The 20,622-nt window shown below is 53.0% G+C and carries 12 protein-coding genes and 1 pseudogene; 11 read left to right on the forward strand and 2 right to left on the reverse strand.

Annotated elements, in window-relative coordinates; all coding sequences use genetic code 11:
* Positions 1 to 101 precede the first annotated feature (101 nt).
* The 6 genes and pseudogenes from IFJ82_RS11250 (at position 102) to IFJ82_RS11275 (ending at position 11,508) form a co-directional block, all read left to right on the forward strand.
* On the forward strand, positions 102 to 872 hold the full coding sequence (locus IFJ82_RS11250) for a response regulator transcription factor (protein ID WP_192264628.1): 771 nt from the start codon (positions 102 to 104) through the stop codon (positions 870 to 872).
* On the forward strand, positions 869 to 2,218 hold the full coding sequence (locus IFJ82_RS11255; protein WP_192264630.1) for an ATP-binding protein: 1,350 nt from the start codon (positions 869 to 871) through the stop codon (positions 2,216 to 2,218). The genes IFJ82_RS11250 and IFJ82_RS11255 overlap by 4 nt, the downstream gene beginning before the upstream one ends.
* 47 nt (positions 2,219 to 2,265) lie before the next feature.
* Positions 2,266 to 3,453: an efflux RND transporter periplasmic adaptor subunit gene (locus IFJ82_RS11260; protein ID WP_192264632.1), complete on the forward strand. Its 1,188-nt coding sequence runs from the start codon at positions 2,266 to 2,268 to the stop codon at positions 3,451 to 3,453.
* Positions 3,450 to 6,612 (forward strand): annotated as a pseudogene (locus tag IFJ82_RS11265) (efflux RND transporter permease subunit). Before IFJ82_RS11260 ends, IFJ82_RS11265 begins: the two are co-directional and overlap by 4 nt.
* Before the next feature lie 3 nt (positions 6,613 to 6,615).
* A complete protein-coding gene (locus tag IFJ82_RS11270; protein WP_192264634.1) occupies positions 6,616 to 9,951 on the forward strand; it encodes an efflux RND transporter permease subunit in 3,336 nt (1,111 codons plus the stop codon).
* An 18-nt stretch (positions 9,952 to 9,969) separates the two neighbouring features.
* Positions 9,970 to 11,508 (forward strand): efflux transporter outer membrane subunit, encoded by a 1,539-nt coding sequence (locus IFJ82_RS11275; protein WP_225578649.1) that lies wholly within the window; start codon positions 9,970 to 9,972, stop codon positions 11,506 to 11,508.
* A 481-nt stretch (positions 11,509 to 11,989) separates the two neighbouring features.
* On the opposite strand, the gene fixJ is transcribed toward IFJ82_RS11275, so the two are convergent.
* Together fixJ and IFJ82_RS11285 are read right to left on the reverse strand one after the other, a co-directional pair.
* Entirely contained in the window at positions 11,990 to 12,607 is a 618-nt protein-coding gene (gene fixJ / locus IFJ82_RS11280) for a response regulator FixJ (protein ID WP_075624220.1), read from the reverse strand.
* Entirely contained in the window at positions 12,604 to 14,004 is a 1,401-nt protein-coding gene (locus tag IFJ82_RS11285; protein WP_225578650.1) for a sensor histidine kinase, read from the reverse strand. Before IFJ82_RS11285 ends, fixJ begins: the two co-directional genes overlap by 4 nt.
* Before the next feature lie 535 nt (positions 14,005 to 14,539).
* Here IFJ82_RS11285 and IFJ82_RS11290 point away from each other — a divergent pair.
* The 5 genes from IFJ82_RS11290 (at position 14,540) to IFJ82_RS11310 (ending at position 20,588) form a co-directional block, all read left to right on the forward strand.
* Positions 14,540 to 15,076 (forward strand): sorbitol dehydrogenase family protein, encoded by a 537-nt coding sequence (locus IFJ82_RS11290; protein ID WP_192264638.1) that lies wholly within the window; start codon positions 14,540 to 14,542, stop codon positions 15,074 to 15,076.
* 20 nt (positions 15,077 to 15,096) lie between these two features.
* Positions 15,097 to 16,740 carry a GMC family oxidoreductase gene (locus tag IFJ82_RS11295; RefSeq protein ID WP_192264640.1) on the forward strand — a complete coding sequence of 548 codons (1,644 nt, stop codon included), beginning with the start codon at positions 15,097 to 15,099 and terminating at the stop codon, positions 16,738 to 16,740.
* A gap of 118 nt (positions 16,741 to 16,858) precedes the next feature.
* On the forward strand, positions 16,859 to 18,151 hold the full coding sequence (locus IFJ82_RS11300) for a c-type cytochrome (RefSeq protein WP_225578651.1): 1,293 nt from the start codon (positions 16,859 to 16,861) through the stop codon (positions 18,149 to 18,151).
* A 24-nt stretch (positions 18,152 to 18,175) separates the two neighbouring features.
* Entirely contained in the window at positions 18,176 to 18,733 is a 558-nt protein-coding gene (locus IFJ82_RS11305; RefSeq protein WP_192264644.1) for a lipocalin-like domain-containing protein, read from the forward strand.
* Positions 18,734 to 18,797: 64 nt separating this feature from the next.
* On the forward strand, positions 18,798 to 20,588 hold the full coding sequence (locus IFJ82_RS11310) for an NAD-dependent malic enzyme (protein WP_192264646.1): 1,791 nt from the start codon (positions 18,798 to 18,800) through the stop codon (positions 20,586 to 20,588).
* Positions 20,589 to 20,622 lie beyond the last annotated feature (34 nt).

Here is a 20,622-nt window from a genome sequence, read left to right on the forward strand (position 1 = left end):
GTCAAAATGACATAAATAATTATCCTACCTTCATAATTTCCATTTTTGTGTCACTATCTGGCTATCGTCATCACTACGTAGCACAGAGGAAAATATCTCAGGTGTCGGATCGGTCACAATGCAAAACTGAGACGAGCGGGACATCACTATCCGCACGGCCATTGCATATCCTGATCGTTGAAGATGATCTTGAAATTCTATCTCTTCTAAAGCATTTCCTGTCGCAGAAAGGCTACATCATTTATGCGGCTGAGGATCTTTCTGGTCTCCAGGCTGTATTGCATGAACAAGCTGTTGATATGGTTCTCCTTGATCTGATGCTGCCCAAGGAAGACGGAAAATTTCTCTGCCGGTACATCAAGAAAAACACGGCTCTTCCTCTTCTGATTATCAGCGCGTTATCAGAAGTAGACGACAGGATTGTGGGTCTTAATCTTGGTGCTGATGATTACATCGCAAAACCTTTCGATCCCCGCGAACTTGAGGCACGGATCTGTGCGGTGTTTCGTCGGAACCAAAATGCCGGAGCACCACAGGAATACTGTTTTGGAAACTGGCGCTTCCTTCCCAGGAAAAGCATTCTTTATAGCCAGAAGGGTGTTCGCGTTACCCTGACGGGCGCGGAAACAAAACTCCTTCAGGAATTTTGCCAGAATCCCGACAAGGCCATGGCGAGAAGCACATTGGTTGCAGCCCTCAAGGGGGATGCTGACGAAATCGATCCGCGGGCAATTGACCTGATCATCAGCAGATTGCGCCGTAAGCTGGCTGAAGAGGGTGGCCAGCTAGAACTGATCCGGACAGTCCGTGGCGAAGGTTACGTTTTTCAACCCCATCTCCAGAAACCAAAAGGCGGATTTCCGGCCCGATGAGCAAGACTATTCTGTGGCCTCGTAGCATCTCAACGCAGATGGTGACGATCGTGATCCTGTGCATGGCAACGACCATTTCAGTCATCATGTTCCTGCTCGTCGCCTTTCGGCCTTATATTCCGCCTTTGCCTGATGGTCCCTGGCCAAACAGTCTTGCCATTGAAACCGGCCTGACAGCATTGCAGCACGTGCCCGAGCCTGAAAGAAAAAAGCTCGCGCAAATGATTTCTACGCCGGATCTCAGGTTCGTCGTCGGGGAACGAGCATCGTGCAAAACGATTCCAACCCGTATGCCTACAGAAGACCTGCGTCGAATTCTGCAGGGCAAACATCCTGAATTCATCGTCGAGGCCTATAGCTGCGCGGCCGACAGTTCGGGTATGACGACAAGCACTCTGGTCATCAATAATGGCTATTATGCCGTTCAGGCGCATGACGGGGTCAATTTTCACTGGCCGCAGATCATGCGTCTGACGATGCCTTTGATTGTCGCCTTTGCATCCGTATTTCTTATGGTGGTTGCTCTTTCCGTCTGGTCTGTCAGGAGAATCAACCGGCCGCTTTCCTTTCTGGCCGAGCACGTCGAGGCATTCGGGCAGGATATTACCCCGATGCCTCTGGAAGATACTGGTCCTTTGGAAATCCAGCGTCTGGCACGGGCCTATAATCGTATGCAGGCCCGTATTGTGCGTTATGTTGAAGAACGGACGCGTATGCTGATGAGCATCGGACATGACCTGCGTACGCCCCTGACACGTCTGGCGATGCGTGTGGAACTCGGCGCAGAGATGTTGAGTCCCGACACTGTTCGGCGTGAGGTCATCCTGATGACCAGAATGCTGAACGGAACACTTTCGTATCTTCAGGATCAAAATGACCTTGAACCCGAAGAGACAACGGATCTTGACTCGCTGATCGAAAGTCTCTGCTCAGGTTTTTCCGATATGGGAAAACCGGTTTCCTATACTCCCGTCGGTCAGATGGTCTGCCAGTGTCAACCGATAGCACTGTCCCGCGCCATCAATAACCTGATCGAAAATGGCCTGAAATACGGCGGTTCTGTATCGGTTATTTTGCAAAACAATTCGGAAAAAGCGGTTATTCTTGTGAAAGATAATGGCCCGGGAATACCAGAGCAGGAGCGGGACAATATGTTGCTGCCCTTCACGCGCCTCGACCAGGCGCGTACCAGTCACGGGGGGCTGGGACTGGGCCTTTCCATCGTGCAGCAGGTTGTCGAACGCCATCATGGCTTACTTGAGCTTATGGACAATAAACCATCCGGCCTTGTCGTGCGCATAACACTTCCTCTTGGGAAAAACTATTCCCTATTCAAGAAAAAATAAGATCTTCTTAAGTCATAAATCACCCTAACAAGGAGGGTAGAAACTCCATGTCTGATCAGGACAATCCTGAGGTGCATGCACCGAAAAAAATATCTCGTTGGAAGTTACTGGGTGCTGGGATTGTTGTCGCCGGTATCGCAACCGGTCTTTACTATGTCACGGCTCCTTCAAAAAAGGGCGGTGAGAATGAAGATGCAACACCTGTCGCTGTCGCAACAGTGAAGCGCGGTGATATGCCGGTTATCCTTACGGAACTGGGAACCGTTATTCCCATTACGAATGTCACGGTTCAGACACGTATTTCCGGATACCTCACACAGGTGTTGTTTACCGAAGGTCAGGACGTCAGGGAAGGCGATTTGCTGGCAGTCATTGATCCGCGTCCCTATCAAGCCCAACTGAAGCAGTACGAAGGACAGCTGGCAGCTGACCTGGCGCAACTGGCAGAGGCGCGTATGGATTATGCGCGTTACATGAAACTGCAGAAGCATGACGCTGTAGACACCCAGACATTTCAGGATCAGAAATACAAAGTCGAGCAACTGGAAGGAACCGTAAAATCAGATGAAGGACTGGTTGACACCTATCGACTGGATCTTGAATACTGCCATATTTATGCTCCTACCTCTGGAAGGATTGGTATCCGCGCCGTTGACCGGGGAAATTATGTCAGTGCTGGTCAGACCAATGGTTTGGCGACATTGGCGCAGATGTCTCCCATTTCTGTTATTTTCACTATTCCTCAGGATAAACTTGGTCTTGTCTGGAAAACCTTGCGTAGCAAAAAGGAACTTCCTGTCGAAGCATGGGACAGTGCCAATGAGGAGAAGCTTGCTGAAGGCACAGTCAGTTCTCTTGACAGTGAACTGGATACCTCAACGGGAACAATCAAGCTCAGGGCCATTCTTCCCAATACGACTGAAGAGCTTTTTCCGAACCAGTTTGTAAATGCCCATCTCGTTGTAAAAACAGAACACAATGTGCTGCTGATGCCGGAGAGCGCCGTTCAAACTGGGCCCAATGGATCATATGTTTACGTCGCAGGGCCGGATAACATTGTAAAAGTTCAGAACATCAAGACTGGTACCAGCCAGAATGATACGCTCGTGGTGACGTCTGGCCTTACGGAAGGAAACAGGGTCGTCATTTCAGGCGTCGATCACCTGCATGACGGTTCTAAAATCTCCATTCCCGCAAATTCGTCTTCCCCGTCTGGTTCTGAGACAGTAAAATGAATCTGTCCCGGCTTTTCATTGATCGTCCTGTTGCGACGACGCTGCTGTCTTTTGCCATCCTGCTGGCAGGCCTCATCAGCTACCGTTTCCTTCCTCTCGGCTCTTCCTGAAGTCGATTATCCGACCATTGTGGTGCGGACTTTTTATCCGGGAGCCAGCGCGGATGTCATGATGACGTCCGTGACAGCGCCGCTTGAAGGGGAAATGGGACAGATGTCCGGCCTTGAGCAGATGACGTCCCAGTCTTCTGCCGGGGCTTCGGTCGTGACCCTGCGTTTCTTGCTCGCAACGTCTCTCGATGTTGCTGAACAGGAAGTGCAGGCGGCAATCAATTCAGCCAACTCGCTTCTGCCATCCTCTCTTCCGGCTCCCCCAATTTATTCGAAGGTCAATCCGGCGGATACGCCAGTCCTCATTCTCGGTGTAACGTCTACGACGTTGCCTCTTCCTGAAGTTGAAGATTATGTGGCGACCCGTCTGGAACAGAAAATCAGTCAGATATCAGGTGTCGGCGAAGTTTCGCTTTCGGGGGGAAACAAAAAAGCGTATCGCGTCCGCGTCAACATTCCCAAAATGACCGCCTACGGGCTGGATATGGATACGTTGCGCACAACGATCGGGAACGTCAACGTCAATACGCCCACAGGAAGTTTCAACGGAGAGTCCCAGAGCAAAACCATCAATTTTCAGGGGCAGATCTCCAGTACGGAGCAACTTCTTGATCAGGTAGTGGGGTGGTCCAGCACCAGCAAGGGACCTATCCGTATCCGCGACATTGCGACGGTTTCGGAAGGGCCGGAAGATACGGAACTGGCAGGATGGTCCGATGCTGATCCAGCTATCATCCTGAATATCAGACGTCAGCCTTCGGCCAACATCCTGAGCACAGTCAACGCGATCAAAAGCCGACTTTCCCAGTTGCAGGCTGATCTGCCTGCTGGCGTGAAAATCAAGGTGTTGACGGACCGTACAACGACAATTCAGGCATCGGTTTCAGACGTCGAATTTGAACTTCTGCTGTCTCTTGTTCTGGTCGTCGGTGTTATTTTCGTCTTTCTGCATGATCCTTTCGCGACACTGATCCCGGCATTGTCTGTTCCCTTGTCGATTGTGGGAACACTTGCCGTCATGCATTTCGAGGGCTTTTCCCTTGATAACCTGTCACTGATGTCCCTGACGATCGCAACAGGTTTTGTGGTTGATGATGCCATTGTCATGATCGAAAATATCGCGCGTTATATCGAGAACGGTGATGATCACTACAAGGCTGCCGTGGACGGGGCAGGCGAGATTGGCTTCACAATCATTTCTCTGACGGTCTCCCTCATTGCCGTTCTGATCCCGCTGCTTTTTATGAGCGATGTGATCGGAAGGCTTTTTTATGAATTCTCTGTCACGCTGGCCGTAACGATCGTTATTTCAGCCGTTGTATCCCTGACACTGGTACCCATGTTGTGCGCCCGTCTGCTGAAGGACCACGATCATGCCAAGGCCAAACCGCACTGGGCCGCAGCGACGGATCGGCTTATCGCTCGTGTGATTGGTGCCTATGGCCGTGGGCTTGCTCGTGTTCTGCGGCATCAGACACTCACAATGATCTGTTTTGCGATGACGCTCGTCGTTACGGCCGGGCTTGTGATGATCATCCCCAAAGGGCTGTTTCCAGAACAGGATACCGGCGTTCTGCAGGGTATTTCCGTGATGGATACCTCCATTTCTTTTGATGAAATGAAGGCTTTGCAGAAGAGTCTGGGAGACGTGCTTCTCAGGGATGCCGATGTTGCCAGCCTGTCGTCCTATATTGGTGTTGATGGCGACAACACGACGCTGAACCGGGGCCGGTTTCAGATCAATCTGAAATCACATGACAGGAGAACCCTGACTGCTGCGCAAATCGGCCGACGTCTTCAGAAGGAAGCCTTGCAGGTTCCCGGCACACAGCTTTACGTGCAGCCTGTACAGGATCTGACCCTGGATACCACTGTGTCCGCCACGCGATATCAGTTCCTGATTGAAGATTCGAGCACGGAACGCCTCGAAACCTGGGTGCCCAGACTGGTCAAGGAGCTTCAGAAATCCACCGCATTATCTGAAGTCACATCTGACCTTCAGGCGCAGGCTCTGGCCACCGATGTCACACTGGACCGTAGCACCGGGGCACGATTTTCCATTACGCCGCAGACCGTAGACAATCTGCTTTATGACTCATTCGGTCAGCGTCAGATCTCGACCATCTATACGCAGTCCAGTCAGTACCGCGTGATTCTTGAAGCGCTTCCCCAGTTCCAGCGCCGCCCGGAATCACTGGACCAACTTTATATGGCTGGGAGTGCGACGACAGGAAGCAGTACGTCAGGCCCCACACGGCAGCCGACATCCGGGCTTGTCCCTCTCTCGGCGGTTGCCAAAATCACGCCTGCCAAGGCTTCGATGCTCATAACCCATGTGGGCCAGTTTCCTGCTGCTACGATTTCCTTCAACGTGGCGAGGGGGCATGCACTCGGAGAGGCCGTTTCTGCCATTGAGCAGGCACGCAGGAAGCTCAGTCTGCCAGCAACCATGCAGACATCCTTTCAGGGGACAGCTCAGGTTTTCGAGAGCAGTATGTCCAGTGAGGTCTGGCTGATTCTTGCGGCGCTTGCAGCAATTTATATCGTACTGGGTGTGCTCTATGAGAGTTTTGTCCATCCCCTGACCATTCTCTCAACGCTGCCGTCCGCTGCCGTGGGAGCTTTGCTGATGCTCTGGATCACCGGTGCCGGGCTGGATATCATGGGAATCATCGGCATCGTGTTGCTGATTGGCATTGTCAAGAAAAACGCAATCATGATGATCGACTTCGCGCTTGAGGCCGAGCGTGTTGAGGGTATGTCATCTGAAGCGTCCATCGTGCAGGCCGCGAAGCTGCGTTTCCGCCCCATCCTTATGACGACGCTGGCTGCCATGCTTGGTGCTGTCCCGCTGGCCATTGGCTCAGGCGTGGGGTCTGAGCTACGCCATCCGTTGGGGTATGCGATTGTTGGTGGGCTGATGGTGAGTCAGTTGCTCACCCTTTTCACCACGCCGGTCATTTACCTGAAAATGGAGCAATTGCGTCTCTATGTGACTGCCTGGCGGAACAGACGCCATGGTGGCGTCTCAGCCCCGGCGGGAGAGTAGGAAATGTCTCCTGTCGCCCTGTGCATACAGCGCCCGATTGGTACAACCCTGATCGTAATCGGTATGATATTGGCTGGTATCATAGGATATAATCAGCTTCCCGTTTCCGATCTTCCCAATGTCGATATGCCGATGATTCAGATCTCGGCTCAGCAGGCTGGTGGCACGCCGGAGGAAATGGCCAGCACTATTGCCGAACCGCTGGAACGGCATTTAGGGACGATTGCGGGACTGGATTCCATGACGTCGGAATCCGTCACGGGGCAGGTCAATATCTCGCTGCAGTTCGTATCTTCGCGCGATGTGAACAGCGCGGCCAGAGACGTACAGGCAGCGATCCGTGCCGCCCGTAGTGACCTGCCATCAACCCTGCGGCAGGACCCGACATATCGTGCCGCAAACACGTCAGGGATGCCGATCATGGTGCTGGCGTTGACATCGAAAACCCGGACATCTGCCCAGCTTTACGATGAAGCGACCAACGTTCTTGAACAGCATCTTGATTCCGTAACTGGTGTGGGAGAGGTGGAACTGGGAGGGAGTGCGCTTCCTGCCGTTCGTGTCGAGATGAATCCCCTCAAACTTTATCAGTATGGGATCGGGTTTGAAGATATCCGTGCTGCGCTGTCATCGGCCAATGCCAACACGCCCAAAGGTTTTATTACCCGCGGAAAACAGCGCCTGATTTTGAAAACCAATGACCAGATCCGTAAAGCAAAGGACCTGAAGGGACTGATCGTTGCTTACAGAAGCAATCGGCCTGTCCATCTGGAGGACGTGGCGACAGTTACAGACAGTGTGGAGGATGTGGAAACAGGGGGATTTTTCAATGGCTCTCCGGCTGTATTGGCGATTATTTTTCCACGGTCGGGAGCGAATGTCGTCAAGACCATCAACGAGATCCGTGCCCGCTTTCCTACGTTGCTTTCTGCGCTTCCTGCCGATGTGGAGCTTCATGTCAGTAGCGATCGTTCCCAGACGATCAGGGCCGCTCTGGATGACACCCAGCGTACGCTGGTCCTGTCGGTCCTGCTTGTCGTAGGGGTGGTACTGGTCTTTCTACGCTCTCCCCGGACAACCCTGATTCCGGCCGTCGTTGTTCCGACGTCCCTGATCGCGACATTCGCAGTCATGAAATTCATGGGATATTCCCTGGACAACCTGTCCCTGATGGCTCTGACGATTGCGACTGGATTTGTCGTTGATGACGCGATTGTCGTTCTTGAAAATATCAGTCGTTATATTGAAGCTGGCGTGCCGCATTCCAAGGCGGTTCTGAAAGGATCGCAGGAAGTCGCTTTCACGGTCTTTTCCGTCTCTATTTCCCTCGTGGCTGTTTTCTTTCCTGTCGCCATGCTCAGCGGTATTATTGGTGGGTTACTTCATGAATTCGCCATGACCATATCGATCACAGTATTGGTCTCGATGGTTCTTTCCCTGACACTGACGCCCATGATGTGCGCCTATATTTTGCGCTCTAAAGACGACGAAGAAGCCCACAGGTTTTCTGAGCATCGTGGCAGACTGGCTGCAGTATCAATTCAGATCGAGGCAATGTTTGACCGTATGCACGCAACATACGGTCGTCTTCTGGATCATGCATTCAGGCACCCGGTTCTGGTCCTCCTTTCTCTGCCATCCACCATTCTTTTGATGGGCGTACTATTTTTCCTGATGCCGAAAGGCCTGTTCCCAGAAAGCGATACCGGATCGCTGATGGCTCATCTTGTGGCGGACCAGTCGATTTCATTCAATGCGATGATGGCCAAGGTCAAAAATGTAGAAGGCACGGTTTTAGGGAACAGGGAAGTTGACAGTATCGTGGGCTTTATTGGTGGCCGTGACTCCGCCAATCAGGCAATGATGTTCGTGGAGCTTAAGGACAAGTCAGATCGCAAGGTTTCAATTCAGAAGACTGTAGCGGACCTCCGACGCCGTACTTCGGATGTTGCCGGGGGACAGTTTATTGCTCAGGTCCCCAGTCTGCTTCCAACAGGTCCCCGGAGCAGTAACGGCGCCTATCAGTACACCCTGGAGAGTGATGACGCCAAAGACCTTTATCACTGGGTTCCTATCCTTCAGGAGGCTTTGCAAAAGCACGTTCAGCTAAAAGATATTTCCACGGATATTCAGCAGAAAGGTCTTGCTGAAGAAGTGGTGCTGGACCGCGATCTGGCAGGACGTACGAATATTACTGCACAGCTCGTTGCCAATGCGCTTTATGACGCCTTTGGTCAGCGTTCAGCTTCGGTCATTTACAACGCCCTGAACCAGTACCGTGTGGTGATGAATGTGCAGCCGCAATACTGGAAAAACGCTGACATATTGCAGCTGGCCTGGGTCAGTGCTTCCGGCGGGACAGCAAGTGGCAGCACGCAGAGTAACAGTATCCGTTCCTCGTCGTCGTCCAGCAGTTCCTCCGATACGACGGCCACATCTTCCTCATCAGAGAACAGCCAGTCCTTTACCAATCAGATCGCAAACAGTCTGGCAGGAGGAAGCAGCGCGTCGAGTGGCTCGGCCGTTTCTTCAGATGCTGAAACGATGATCCCACTTTCCGTGGTCGCACGGATGTCCCGCGGGACAACGCCGGTCAACGTCAATCATCAGGGGCAGGCCATTGCGGCAACGCTTTCGTTCAATCTGGCATCAGGTGCATCAATGTCTGATGCGACCCGTATTATCAGCAACGAAATGGTCCGCCTTAAAATGCCGTCCTCCATACATGGAAGTTTTGCCGGGACCGCGGCCCAGTTTCAGAGCCAGAGTAGCAGCGAACCATTGATCATTCTGGCTGCCCTGGCTGCTGTCTATGTTGTGCTTGGCATTTTGTATGAAAGCTATGTCCACCCGCTCACCATTCTGTCGACCCTTCCATCAGCGGGGGCTGGTGCTTTGCTGGCGCTTTACCTGTGTGGTCAGGAATTTGATCTGATTGGGTTGATCGGGGTCATTCTGCTGATCGGGATCGTCAAGAAGAATGCAATTCTGCTGGTCGATTTTGCCATTGGTGAAGAACGGCAGAATGGCAAGAGCGCACACGAGGCCATTCACGAAGCCTGCATGCTGCGTTTCCGACCGATCCTGATGACCACTCTGGCCGCAGCATTAGGTGCTGTCCCGCTGGTGTTCGGGAATGGATATGGCGTTGAACTTCATCGCCCCCTTGGCATCGCCATTATTGGTGGCCTTGCCCTGAGCCAGATCCTTACACTTTTCACAACGCCGGTCGTCTATATTTACCTTGATCGTCTGGGAATGTGGGGGCGGCAGAAATTGCCAGCTACTCTGCGCGGTCTCGTCCAGCGTCTCAGACCATCCTCTTTCCTCCGCTCCTGAGCATTTCGGAATATAAAAATGATGTTGCAATTTCCTCCGATGCTTCGTGTGCGCACGGCAACAGCCATGCTTCTGTTGCTGACGCCAACTCTTCTGTCCGGCTGTATTCTTGTCGGTCCAGAATATAAACGTCCGAAAGCCATTCTTTCTGCACGTTTTAAAGAGGCGCAACCCGCCCCGGGATGGGATAAAGCCCGCCCCGAGATGGCGGCCATCCCAAAAGGGCAATGGTGGGCAATTTATAATGATCCTGTTTTGAATGCCCTGGAGGAGCAGGTGTCGCTCTCCAATCAGAACGTCAAGGAATATGAGGCCAAATATCGCAAGGCTCGGGCGCTTGTCACAGCAGCACGAGCCAGCCTGTACCCAACTCTTTCGGGTAGCCTGAATTTCTCGCGTAACAGTCAGGGTGGCACAGCAACTTCCACCAGTGGTACACAATATAGTTCAGGCATGACACGTAATACTTATGCTGCCGAACTGACGGCCGACTGGACGATTGATGTCTGGGGAAAAATCCGACGGCAAATCCAGGAGCAGGTGACAGCAGCACAGGCCAGTGCAGCCGATCTGGCGAACGCTCAACTCTCCTATCAAGAGCAACTGGCCGAGGACTATTTTGAGCTTCGGTATCAGGACACTCTGAAAGTGCTGCTGGAACGTTCGATCCGGTTATACGAACATACACTGACCATTATTCGTGCCCAGCACCAAGGGGGGACGGCCAATGGCAGTGATGAATGGCAGGCACAAAATACTCTGGATGCCGCACGAGCCAGTGCCACAGCAACCGATGTCAGTCGTTCAGAGTATGAACATGCGATTGCTGTTCTGATTGGTAAACCGCCTGCAGAACTTTCACTGGATCGGGATATCATGACATCCGTTGTCCCTGATATTCCTGTCACCATCCCCGCAAGTCTTCTGCAACGGCGGCCGGATATTGCTTCTGCCGAGCGTGCCATGGAGGAGTATAATGCCGCAGTCGGCGTTGCGATCGGCGCTTTCTATCCAGAGTTTTCTCTCTCGGCTTCCTATGGATACAGTGGCAACCCGGTGCAGTCGCTCATTCAGATCAGCAATCGTATCTGGTCTCTGGGCGCATCCGCTTCGCAAACCCTTTTCGAAGGGGGGGCAAGAACGGCGGCCGTGCAAGAAGCCAATGCTGACTATGACAGCGCCGTGGCAAGCTACAGACAGACCGTTCTGACAGCTTTACAGGACACGGAAGACCAATTGTCGAGTTTGCGGATTTTGAAACAGCAGGCCAGTGAGCAGCAGCAGGCTGTTCAGGCAGCACTCCACGCCGCAGATGTGTCACTCAGTCAGTATCAATACGGAACAGCAATTTATACGACGGTCCTGACCAGCCAGCAGACGGCGCTCAGCAATCAGGAAACAGCGCTGCAAATTCAAGAAAGCCGTTTGGTGGCAAGTGTAAAACTGATCGTCGATCTTGGGGGCGGCTGGAATACTCAACAGCTTCCATCAAAAGGATCCCTGCAGGAGGATAATCCCCTTATTCCAGCCTTTCTGGAGAAACATAGCGGGAAGTAGCCCTTTATGACCTGCTTTGGGAATGTTTCTTCAGGCAGTGTACGTTTTGATCTTCCCTACTGACAGACCCGCCGCATATCACGCTCCAGCCAACCGACGGCGAACTGGCGATCATCCTGTGCGGCGATCTGGCGGCGATCCTACAATTTGCAGCGCACAAGAAAAACGCCACGGTCCATCCGGACAGTGGTGTTCTTGATACGTTCGTATCGCAAGGGGGGGAAGGTAACCAACGATACTTGCGACTGGTAGACGGGAAAATACCCCGCATCGCCGCTTAACAGCAAGCGATACCAAATCTACCCGTACATTCCTTGGTTTCCCTTCACCTATGCCCCTGCCACTACTTCATACAGCATCGATAACCTTTGGATAAGCCATGAACCCGATCCGAGGAAGCCTCTCGCACCGCCATTAAAGCTACTCTACTCTATCAGGGGGTAATCTCCATATTGATCCAAAGCCTTGCGATCCTTCCAGATTAAGCTAGCAGCTCTCCCGCCACGAGCGCCATCCGCACCAATTCGGATAGGGTGCGAGCGTCCATTTTCGTCATGAGATTGGCTCGATAAATCTCTATTGTTCGCGGGCTTATTTCAAGCTCGCGGGCAATAGCCTTGTTCGATTGGCCATCGACAAGGCCACGGAGAACCTGTCGTTCCCTATTCGTCAGAACGGCGATCCGCTGGCGAACGACATGCGCCGGCGTCCGGCCGGCAGGGATTTCACCGTCGCTTTGCAAAGCAGAAGCCACCGCCTCGAGGATGGAATGGTCGTCGAACGGTTTTTCGATGAAATCGCGAGCGCCCCCCTTCATCGCCTGCACAGCCAAGGGAACATCGGCATGTCCCGTGATCACGATGACCGGCAGGACTGGCCTTACGTCCTGAAGATGGCTGACGAGATCAAGGCCGTCCATGCCGGGCATCCGGATATCGGTAACAACGCAGCCATGCTCGATCCGGTCGAGGATGCTGAGGAACTCGTCCGCTGATGCGTAGGTCCGTGCGGTATACCCCGATGCAAGCAGCAGGAAGGCAAGGGACTCGCGCACGGCCTCGTCGTCGTCGATTACATGGACGATGCAGTCAGAATTCATTCGCCAAACCCCTCTATCCGGGCACAAGGGAGGGTAAAGAGAAAGCATGTCCCACCCCCGGGCACTGCCTGCGCCCAGATGCGTCCTCCATGGGCTTCTACGATGGTGCGACAGATCGACAGGCCGACTCCCATACCATGATCCTTCGTTGTCGAAAAAGGCTCGAACAGCTTACCGGCGATCTCTGGCCTCACTCCGGCGCCGGTATCTGTCACGGAAACTCGTGCCATGCCTTCAAAGGCGTCAATTGCGACAACAAGACGCCGCTCGTGGCAATCTTCCATAGATTCCACGGCATTACGGATTAAGTTGAGCAGCACCTGCTGAATCTGGATTTTGTCCGCGATAACCTGATCGACATTGGAATCCAGGCGAAAGGACACATTGATCCCGCGCTCCGCAATACCGACCAGCGCCAGCACCGCCATCTCCTCTACAAGTGCTGTCAGACTCTGTAACCCCAGGTCCCCTTCTCCTCGCGAGACGAACTCCCGTAACGACCGTATGATCTGACCTGCCCGCAGAGCCTGTGCCGCCGCTTTGTCTATGGCCTCCTGCACGCGCTCGTTCTGCCCGCTTCCCTTTTGCAGAAGACGACGGCCGCCATTGAGAAAGTTTGTAATGGCCGTCAGTGGCTGGTTGAGTTCATGCGCCAGTGTCGCCGCCATCTCACCCATTGCTGACAGGCGGGAGATATGCGTGACTTCGGCCTGCAACTGCCGCATGCGGCGATCTGCCTCCTCACGCTCTGTAAGGTCACGCAGGAAAACAATCACAAATGGGCGCCCTCCCGAACTCAGGCGGCCTATGGACAGATCAACAGGAATCGTCGTCTCGTCCCCACGGCGGGCGATTGACGCAAATCCCTGCCGGTCGAGAACTGGAGGCGCACCAAGCTCCGGAACGATGGCCGCGATATTCATTCCGACCGCCTCCATCACATTCCACCTTAGCAATATCTCGGCCGCCTGACTGAATGACTGCACGATCCCCTGCTCATCCAGAATAATGATAGCGTCCGGAACGGCGTCGAGAATGGAACGTAGATGGGTTTCTCGTTCAAGGATGCGTTGCGCCATCGCCGCCGTGCGCCGCCGTGCGCGCAGCAGCCATTCCCCCCCGCAGGTGATCAGAACGCAGAGTGTCGCAAACAGGAGCGTTTCAACCCAGTTTTCGATCGACGGAGCACCGTCGTACGCCAAAAGCAGGGAACCCAGCGCCGAGGCGAGGATCGCCGCAACGAGACCGGGCAAGAGGCCGCCGGTCACAGCACCAACAAGCACCCCGGGAAGGAGAAGGAGAAACAATGTTCTGGTGCTGCCAAGAAGCGGTGAAATCAGACAGCGTGAGAGCGCGCCCAGTATCACGAGGCCCAATGCAGCCAGAGAAGCAGTCACGAGGTGCCTATGCCGTGTCCGCAGCATGATCTCTTGATTCGACAGATCCCAGAAGTCCCTCAACGGCGCTCTCACTTTAACGGTGAACGATCGACCAGACGAAAGCAACTCCGTAATTATACGTAGTATCCTTCATTCAGAAAAAGCTGCAGCTTTAAGCTCTCAACGGCCATCAGTCATTATGATGGTTTCAAGGGATGGAGGAATACGATCTTGATTTAAACATTTTATATTCCCCAAAAAAAATAGTACAGACAGCAACAAAACACCATGTTTACTTTAAAATTTTCATATACCGGCGTTATTCGTAATTTTTCACAAATATGTTCAACTTCCTTAATGCCGTAATTAAAATTCAAACATTAGGTATTTTCCAATATAATTACAATACACAGGCGCTTCACAACACCTCAATACCCCCAATCCGTTCTTGAATATATAAATAAATATTTTTTGGATATTTATTTATATATTCAAGTCCACTCAACTATCGAAGCAATCACAACATGCAGTTGATGTGTGCAGGAGCCAGTAGATGACATCTTTCCGTAAAGAATTCAAAATAAACAGACGAAGCCTGCTTCTTGGCATGAGTGCGCTTGCCACCGCCGCCAGCTTTACACAGTCTCCGGGCCTTGCTGCATCCAACGGTCACATACATGAGCCTGACAGCATAGTACAGTTCATGCTCGTCTCGAAACTTCTTGTTCCACACGAACTGGATCCCTTTGTCGGTCATAAAATCCACAACGCACTCAGCGATGCCGAAGAGGGTTTTGACAATACAGTCACAGCACTGCAGGATTTCATCATGAAAAATGCCGTTGTGGATGTTGAACATCTCATGCCGGCACTGACTGATACGATACTGAAAAACTCAGCCCTGAAAATAATATCAGCCTGGTATTCAGGCGTAGTGCACGGCAAATCGGGGGATCGCGTTGTCGCCTTTGAAGAGGCGCTCATGTTCAAAGTCACCAACGATGTCATGACGATCCCGTCCTACGCGAAGTCAGCACCCAATGCATGGGATGCGACTGCCGTTCCCCTCCTGAACATGCCTTCGTTCTGAGCTTCTCTGGAGAATTGTTCATGCCCTCCACTCTCAACAGCGATGTCGTCATTGTTGGTACTGGCGTCGTCGGCTGCCTGATCGCAGAACAGGCCCTTGATGCCGGGCTTTCCGTGCTCATGCTCGAGGCAGGCCCCCGTGTCAGTCGCGATACCATCGTTGAAAACTACCGTAACCTGCCCCCCACACTACGCAACCACTGGAACGCCCCGTATCCCCCCAAACCGTGGGCGCCGCACCTTGAAACACGGACCCTGACTGAGGCCGCATCGTATCTTGACCTGACCGGACCAAATGCCAAAGCCTACGAGCAGGGTTACGTGCGTTACGCAGGCGGTGCCACCTGGCACTGGGCTGGTATCTGCTGGCGTATGACGCCCGATGACCTGCGGCTTAAAAGCCTCTATGGCGTAGGGCGTGACTGGGCCTTTAGCTATGATGTGCTTGAGCCCTACTATGCGCGGGCAGAACATGCGATGGGTGTCTGCGGCCCCGGCGACCCAGCCCTGCAATGGCCGCCGCGCACCGCGCGCTCTCGCCCCTACCCGATGGGGCCAATCCCCTTTGGCCCGGGCGAGCAGCGGTTGACCGATGTTGCCGCAACCCTTGGCATGCAGAACCTTCCCGCCCCACAAGCACGCAACAGTGGCATTTCATTTGATGGGCGCCCCCCCTGCTGCGGAAACAATAACTGCTTTCCAGTCTGCCCAATCGCTGCAAAATACGATGCCGCAACCGCCCTGCCCCGCATCGAGGCAAAAGGCGGCAGGATCATCACGAATGCTGTTGCCTATCGTGTTGAAACAAATGCCCAGAAGAAGGTCGAGGCCGTTCACTACTACGACCCGAACAGAACCTCACATTCCGTTTCAGGCAAGATCTTTGTGCTGGCATGCAATGGCATAGAAACGCCCAAGCTCCTCCTTTTATCGGCTGATGACACAAACCCCCGTGGTGTCGCCAATAGTTCAGATCAGGTCGGCCGCAACATGATGGATCAGCCAAAGCTGATCGCGGACATTGAAATGTCTAAACCACTCTGGACCGGCGTAGGCCCCGTTCAGAGCAGTAGTATCATGAACACAAGCCAGGGTGATTTCCGGCGGGAGTATGCCGGTGCCATGTTCCGTATGGAAAACATGGCGCGAAGCACACTCGGAGGTTTGGCTGCTCTTGGAAAAGGTCTTTACGGAAAAGCCCTCGATCAGGAAATCCGTCGTTTGTCAGCCTGCACAGCCCGCCTGACCGTTGAACACGAACCTCTGCCGCTCCCCTTCAACCGCCTGACCCTGTCAGATAAAAAGGATTGGCTCGGCCTCAACCGTCCTCGCATCTATTATGATGTAGGCGACTATGTACGGAGGAGTGCTGAAAACTATACCGTTCCCCTTCTTAAAAAACTGGCAACGGCACTCGGCGCGACAGATATCAAGATTTCACCTGAATTCTTGCACAGCGATCATATCATGGGTGGCACGATCATGGGCAATGATCCAAGCGATTCAGTCGTGGATGCAGATTGCCGGGCCCATGACCATGATAATCTTTTCCTGCCTGGTGGTGCCGCAATGACGACCGGCGGCAGCGGGAACAGCACAATCACTATGGCCGCATTGGCACTTAAAGCTGCGGATGCAATCGTCGGGCAACTGAACCATGCTTAGAGTGATACAAACCAGACAGGCCTTCAGGCTCTCATTCCTTGCTGCTCTGGCAGGGCCGATACTCCTGTGCAGCGCCGCGTCAGCCGAAGATGACAGCAATACAGATCCGGGTGCCTACATGGCGGTCACATCAGACTGTGTCGCCTGCCATACCGCGCCGGGCGGCAAACCGTTTGCCGGTGGTCTGGCCATGAAAACGCCGCTGGGGACGATGTACTCAACCAACATCACGCCATCCAAAACATATGGTATCGGGGAGTATAGCGAAGCGGATTTCTCTCGTGCTGTCCGCAAAGGCATCCGCAAGGATGGGAGCAATCTCTACCCTGCAATGCCTTATACAGCATATTCTTACATGACAGATCAGGACATACATGACCTGTACCTGTATTTCATGAAGTCCGTTCAGCCAGTCGAGAGCGCCCCGCCAAAAACGGCCCTGCCTTTCCCAATGAACATCCGCAGCTCAATGCTGTTCTGGAATATCCTGTTTCGTAACAACACAACGTACCAGCCTGACCCATCACGCTCGGCAGAGTGGAACAGAGGGGCCTATCTAGCACAGGGCCCGGCGCATTGCGGAACCTGCCACACCCCTCGTGGCTTTCTGATGCAGGAAGAAGCCTCCCAGGCCCTTGGCGGGGGGAGCCTTGGTTCGTGGTACGCTCCCAATATCACCTCGGACAAAATCAGTGGCATAGGAAACTGGTCGCAGGATGAAATCAAGACCTACCTGAAATCAGGCCATATAGACGGTCTGGCACAGGCCGCAGGTGGTATGGGAGAAGCCGTCGAACACAGTTTCCAGCACCTGACAGAGGCTGACCTGAACGCCCTTGCGACATACCTTGCATCAACACAGCCAGTGCGTGACCCTGCTGATGGAAATCTCTCACGCTTCGCTCTTGGGCAGCCGGTTTCCAGCGCAGACCGTGTCAGAGGCGATCAACCCATTCGGTCGGAAGATAATCCCGATATTTCTGGTGCTGAACTGTTTATGGGAAATTGTGCGTCATGCCATGATTACAAGGCACAGGGTAGTCGCGACGGATATTACCCGTCATTATGGCACAACTCCGTTACAGGCGCCTCCAACCCGGACAATCTGATTGCAACCATTCTTTTTGGTATCGACCGTCATGTCGCAGGTGCCCAAGCGTTCATGCCCGGCTTTGGAGAAAAGAAAACAGATGCCGTCCAGCTAAACGATGAGGAAATAGCCAAACTTACAAAATATGTTTTTGATACATATGGCAGGCCTCAGGTTTCTGTATCACCAGCACAAGTCGCCACGATCCGCCAGGGTGGTCCAAAATCACCACTCCTCGTTTTAAGCCGTATCGGCATGGCCGGGGGAGCCATTATCATCGCACTCGGGTGTTTCTGGCTTTTGCGGACATTCCGTAAATAAAAAACGAAAAGGGAAGTAACCTTCATGGTCTTAGCAAAACATATTTCCTTGCATATAAAATCAGTGATTGCTGTATGTGCAGTCAGTGTATTGACCGCCGCAGTGCCCGCATGTGCACAGGATACAAAAGAAGCCACATCAACATCCGCAGGGACAGCCAATCTGAAAAAAAATATCGTTGGCGTGTGGGGACTTGTTTCTTACAAAGTGGAAGATAAAGAAACGGGTAAGATGATTGATGCCATGGGATCATCCCCCCGCGGGCGTGTCATTTTCACGCCTGATGGGTGGGTTGCCTTCAATCTTGAAGGCAGTGACCGACAGCCGGCGAAAACAGATGCAGACCGCGCTCATTTGATGAAAACACTCGTTGCATATATCGGACGTTACAGAGTTGAAGGCAACCAATGGGTGACCAGTGTGCAGACGGCGTGGGCACCAGAGTGGGTTGGTACAGAGCAAAGACGCACCATAGAAATTAATGGCGATTACGCCAATGTCATTACACCATGGCGTAAAATGCCTAACTGGGACTCTGGAAAACTGTCGCGCAGCATCATTCGATTTAAACGGATTGAATGATCTGTATCATTCCTGATCTCAAAATTTCAGCACCATGAAAATCAAACCACTCCAGGAGAGAGAAATGTTCAGCAGACAGGCAAAGATTACTGGTACAGGAAAATCGAGAAAAATCGAGACGTCAGCCAGAGGCTATGATGTTTTGCGCGACCCCGCGCTCAATAAAGGCACAGCCTTTACCCAAGATGAGCGGGATTCTCTCGAACTGAACGGGCTGCTACCACCGGTCATCACGACTGAGCTGGAACCCCAGTTAACCCGTGCTCTGTCTGCTTATCGTAAAGCACCAAGCGATCTCGATAAGCACATTTACATGTGGCGGCTTCATGATAACAACGTCACGCTGTTTTACGCCTTGCTCCAGCGTCATCTCATGGAAATGCTGCCTGTTGTGTACGATCCTGTCGTTGGGCAGGCCATAGAGCAGTATAGTGAAGTCATAACCCGCCCTCGCGGTATTTTTCTCAACATTAACGAGCCTGAGAAAATTGAAGAAAAACTCGCGGCGTTCGGCGCCAGCGCGGACGACATTGACCTGCTGGTTGCCAGTGATGCAGAAGAAATTCTTGGCATTGGCGACTGGGGGGCCAACGGAATAGATATCTCCATCGGGAAGCTGGCAGTCTATACCGCCGCGGCAGGCGTTGACCCACACCGTGTCATTCCGGTTGTTCTGGATGTTGGGACAAATAATGAAAAACTTCTCAACGACCCACTCTATATCGGATATCGGCATAGCCGCGTTGTCGGCAAGGTTTATGACGATTTCATCGGCGCATATGTAACAGCCGCCAGAAAACTCTTCCCCAAAGCCATGCTGCACTGGGAAGATTTCGGCTCAACAAATGCCCGCCGTATTTTAAGCCGTTTCCGTGACACGGTTCCCACCTTTAACGACGATATGCAGGGAACTGGCGCCATTGTACTGGGGGCGTTGCTCAATGCAGTCCAACGCAGCGATACCCTCTGGTCCGATCAGCGTGTGGTCATTCTGGGAGCCGGGACAGCCGGTGTGGGCATTGCCGATCAAATTCGTGATCAGATGATGCGGCATGGCCTTTCACGGGACGAAGCGACCCGTCGCATCTGGCTGGTAGATCTGCCCGGCCTGTTAACCGACGATATGCAGCATGGACTTCTTGATTTTCAGATCAGCTATGCCAGACCATCTTCTGAAGTTCAGTCATGGACTCGTGCCTCAGCCGATACTTTGGCTGCCACCGAAACCAGATGGCCGGCAATGGCTGCCTTGCGTCATGAAAAAGCACAGAATGGCGGCATTATCGAGCTGGCTGAAGTCGTCAAAAATGTGCATCCAACCATTCTGATCGGCACCTCGACCACCCCTCACCTCTTTACCGAAGAACTGGTGAAGGATATGGCCGCGCATGTCGAGCGCCCGATTATTCTTCCGCTATCCAACCCGACAAACCTGCACGAAGCTACCCCCACCCAGCTTATTGAGTGGACAGAAGGCCGAGTGCTCGTCGCAACGGGCGCGCCGTTTGATAATGTCGTCTATCAAGGTGTTTCCTACACAATAGGCCAGGCGAACAATGCAGCCTTGTATCCGGGCCTTGGCTTCGGGACGATCGTATCGCGAGCGCGTCAGGTTTCTGACGAAATGATCTTTGCTGCCGCACAAGCAGTCGCCAGCCAGGCAACAGATACCGCTCCCGGTTCGGCCCTATTGCCGTCCAACGCAGACCTTCGTGCAACATCAAGCGTTGTCGCCATCGAGGTTGCGCGCAAGGCACAGGAGCAGGGTCTGGCACAGTCTGAAATCACGGATATAGTTGAAGCCGTGAATGTCCATCAGTGGTGGCCTGTTTACGAAACTGTGACCGCAATTTAGCGCCTGTTAGAACTTGAAATTCTTACAATCTTAT

It is taken from the genome of Novacetimonas hansenii, assembly GCF_014843995.1.
In the GTDB taxonomy this organism is placed as follows: Bacteria; Pseudomonadota; Alphaproteobacteria; order Acetobacterales; family Acetobacteraceae; genus Novacetimonas; species Novacetimonas hansenii.

Coding starts and splice junctions, on each gene's coding strand:
- IFJ82_RS11305 (WP_192264644.1), top strand. CDS start 18,176: ATGGTCTTAGCAAAACATATTTCCTTGCATATAAAATCAGTGATTGCT.
- IFJ82_RS11255 (WP_192264630.1), top strand. CDS start 869: ATGAGCAAGACTATTCTGTGGCCTCGTAGCATCTCAACGCAGATGGTG.
- IFJ82_RS11295 (WP_192264640.1), top strand. CDS start 15,097: ATGCCCTCCACTCTCAACAGCGATGTCGTCATTGTTGGTACTGGCGTC.
- IFJ82_RS11290 (WP_192264638.1), top strand. CDS start 14,540: ATGACATCTTTCCGTAAAGAATTCAAAATAAACAGACGAAGCCTGCTT.
- IFJ82_RS11275 (WP_225578649.1), top strand. CDS start 9,970: ATGATGTTGCAATTTCCTCCGATGCTTCGTGTGCGCACGGCAACAGCC.
- IFJ82_RS11270 (WP_192264634.1), top strand. CDS start 6,616: ATGTCTCCTGTCGCCCTGTGCATACAGCGCCCGATTGGTACAACCCTG.
- IFJ82_RS11300 (WP_225578651.1), top strand. CDS start 16,859: ATGGCGGTCACATCAGACTGTGTCGCCTGCCATACCGCGCCGGGCGGC.
- IFJ82_RS11310 (WP_192264646.1), top strand. CDS start 18,798: ATGTTCAGCAGACAGGCAAAGATTACTGGTACAGGAAAATCGAGAAAA.
- fixJ (WP_075624220.1), bottom strand. CDS start 12,607: ATGAATTCTGACTGCATCGTCCATGTAATCGACGACGACGAGGCCGTG.
- IFJ82_RS11260 (WP_192264632.1), top strand. CDS start 2,266: ATGTCTGATCAGGACAATCCTGAGGTGCATGCACCGAAAAAAATATCT.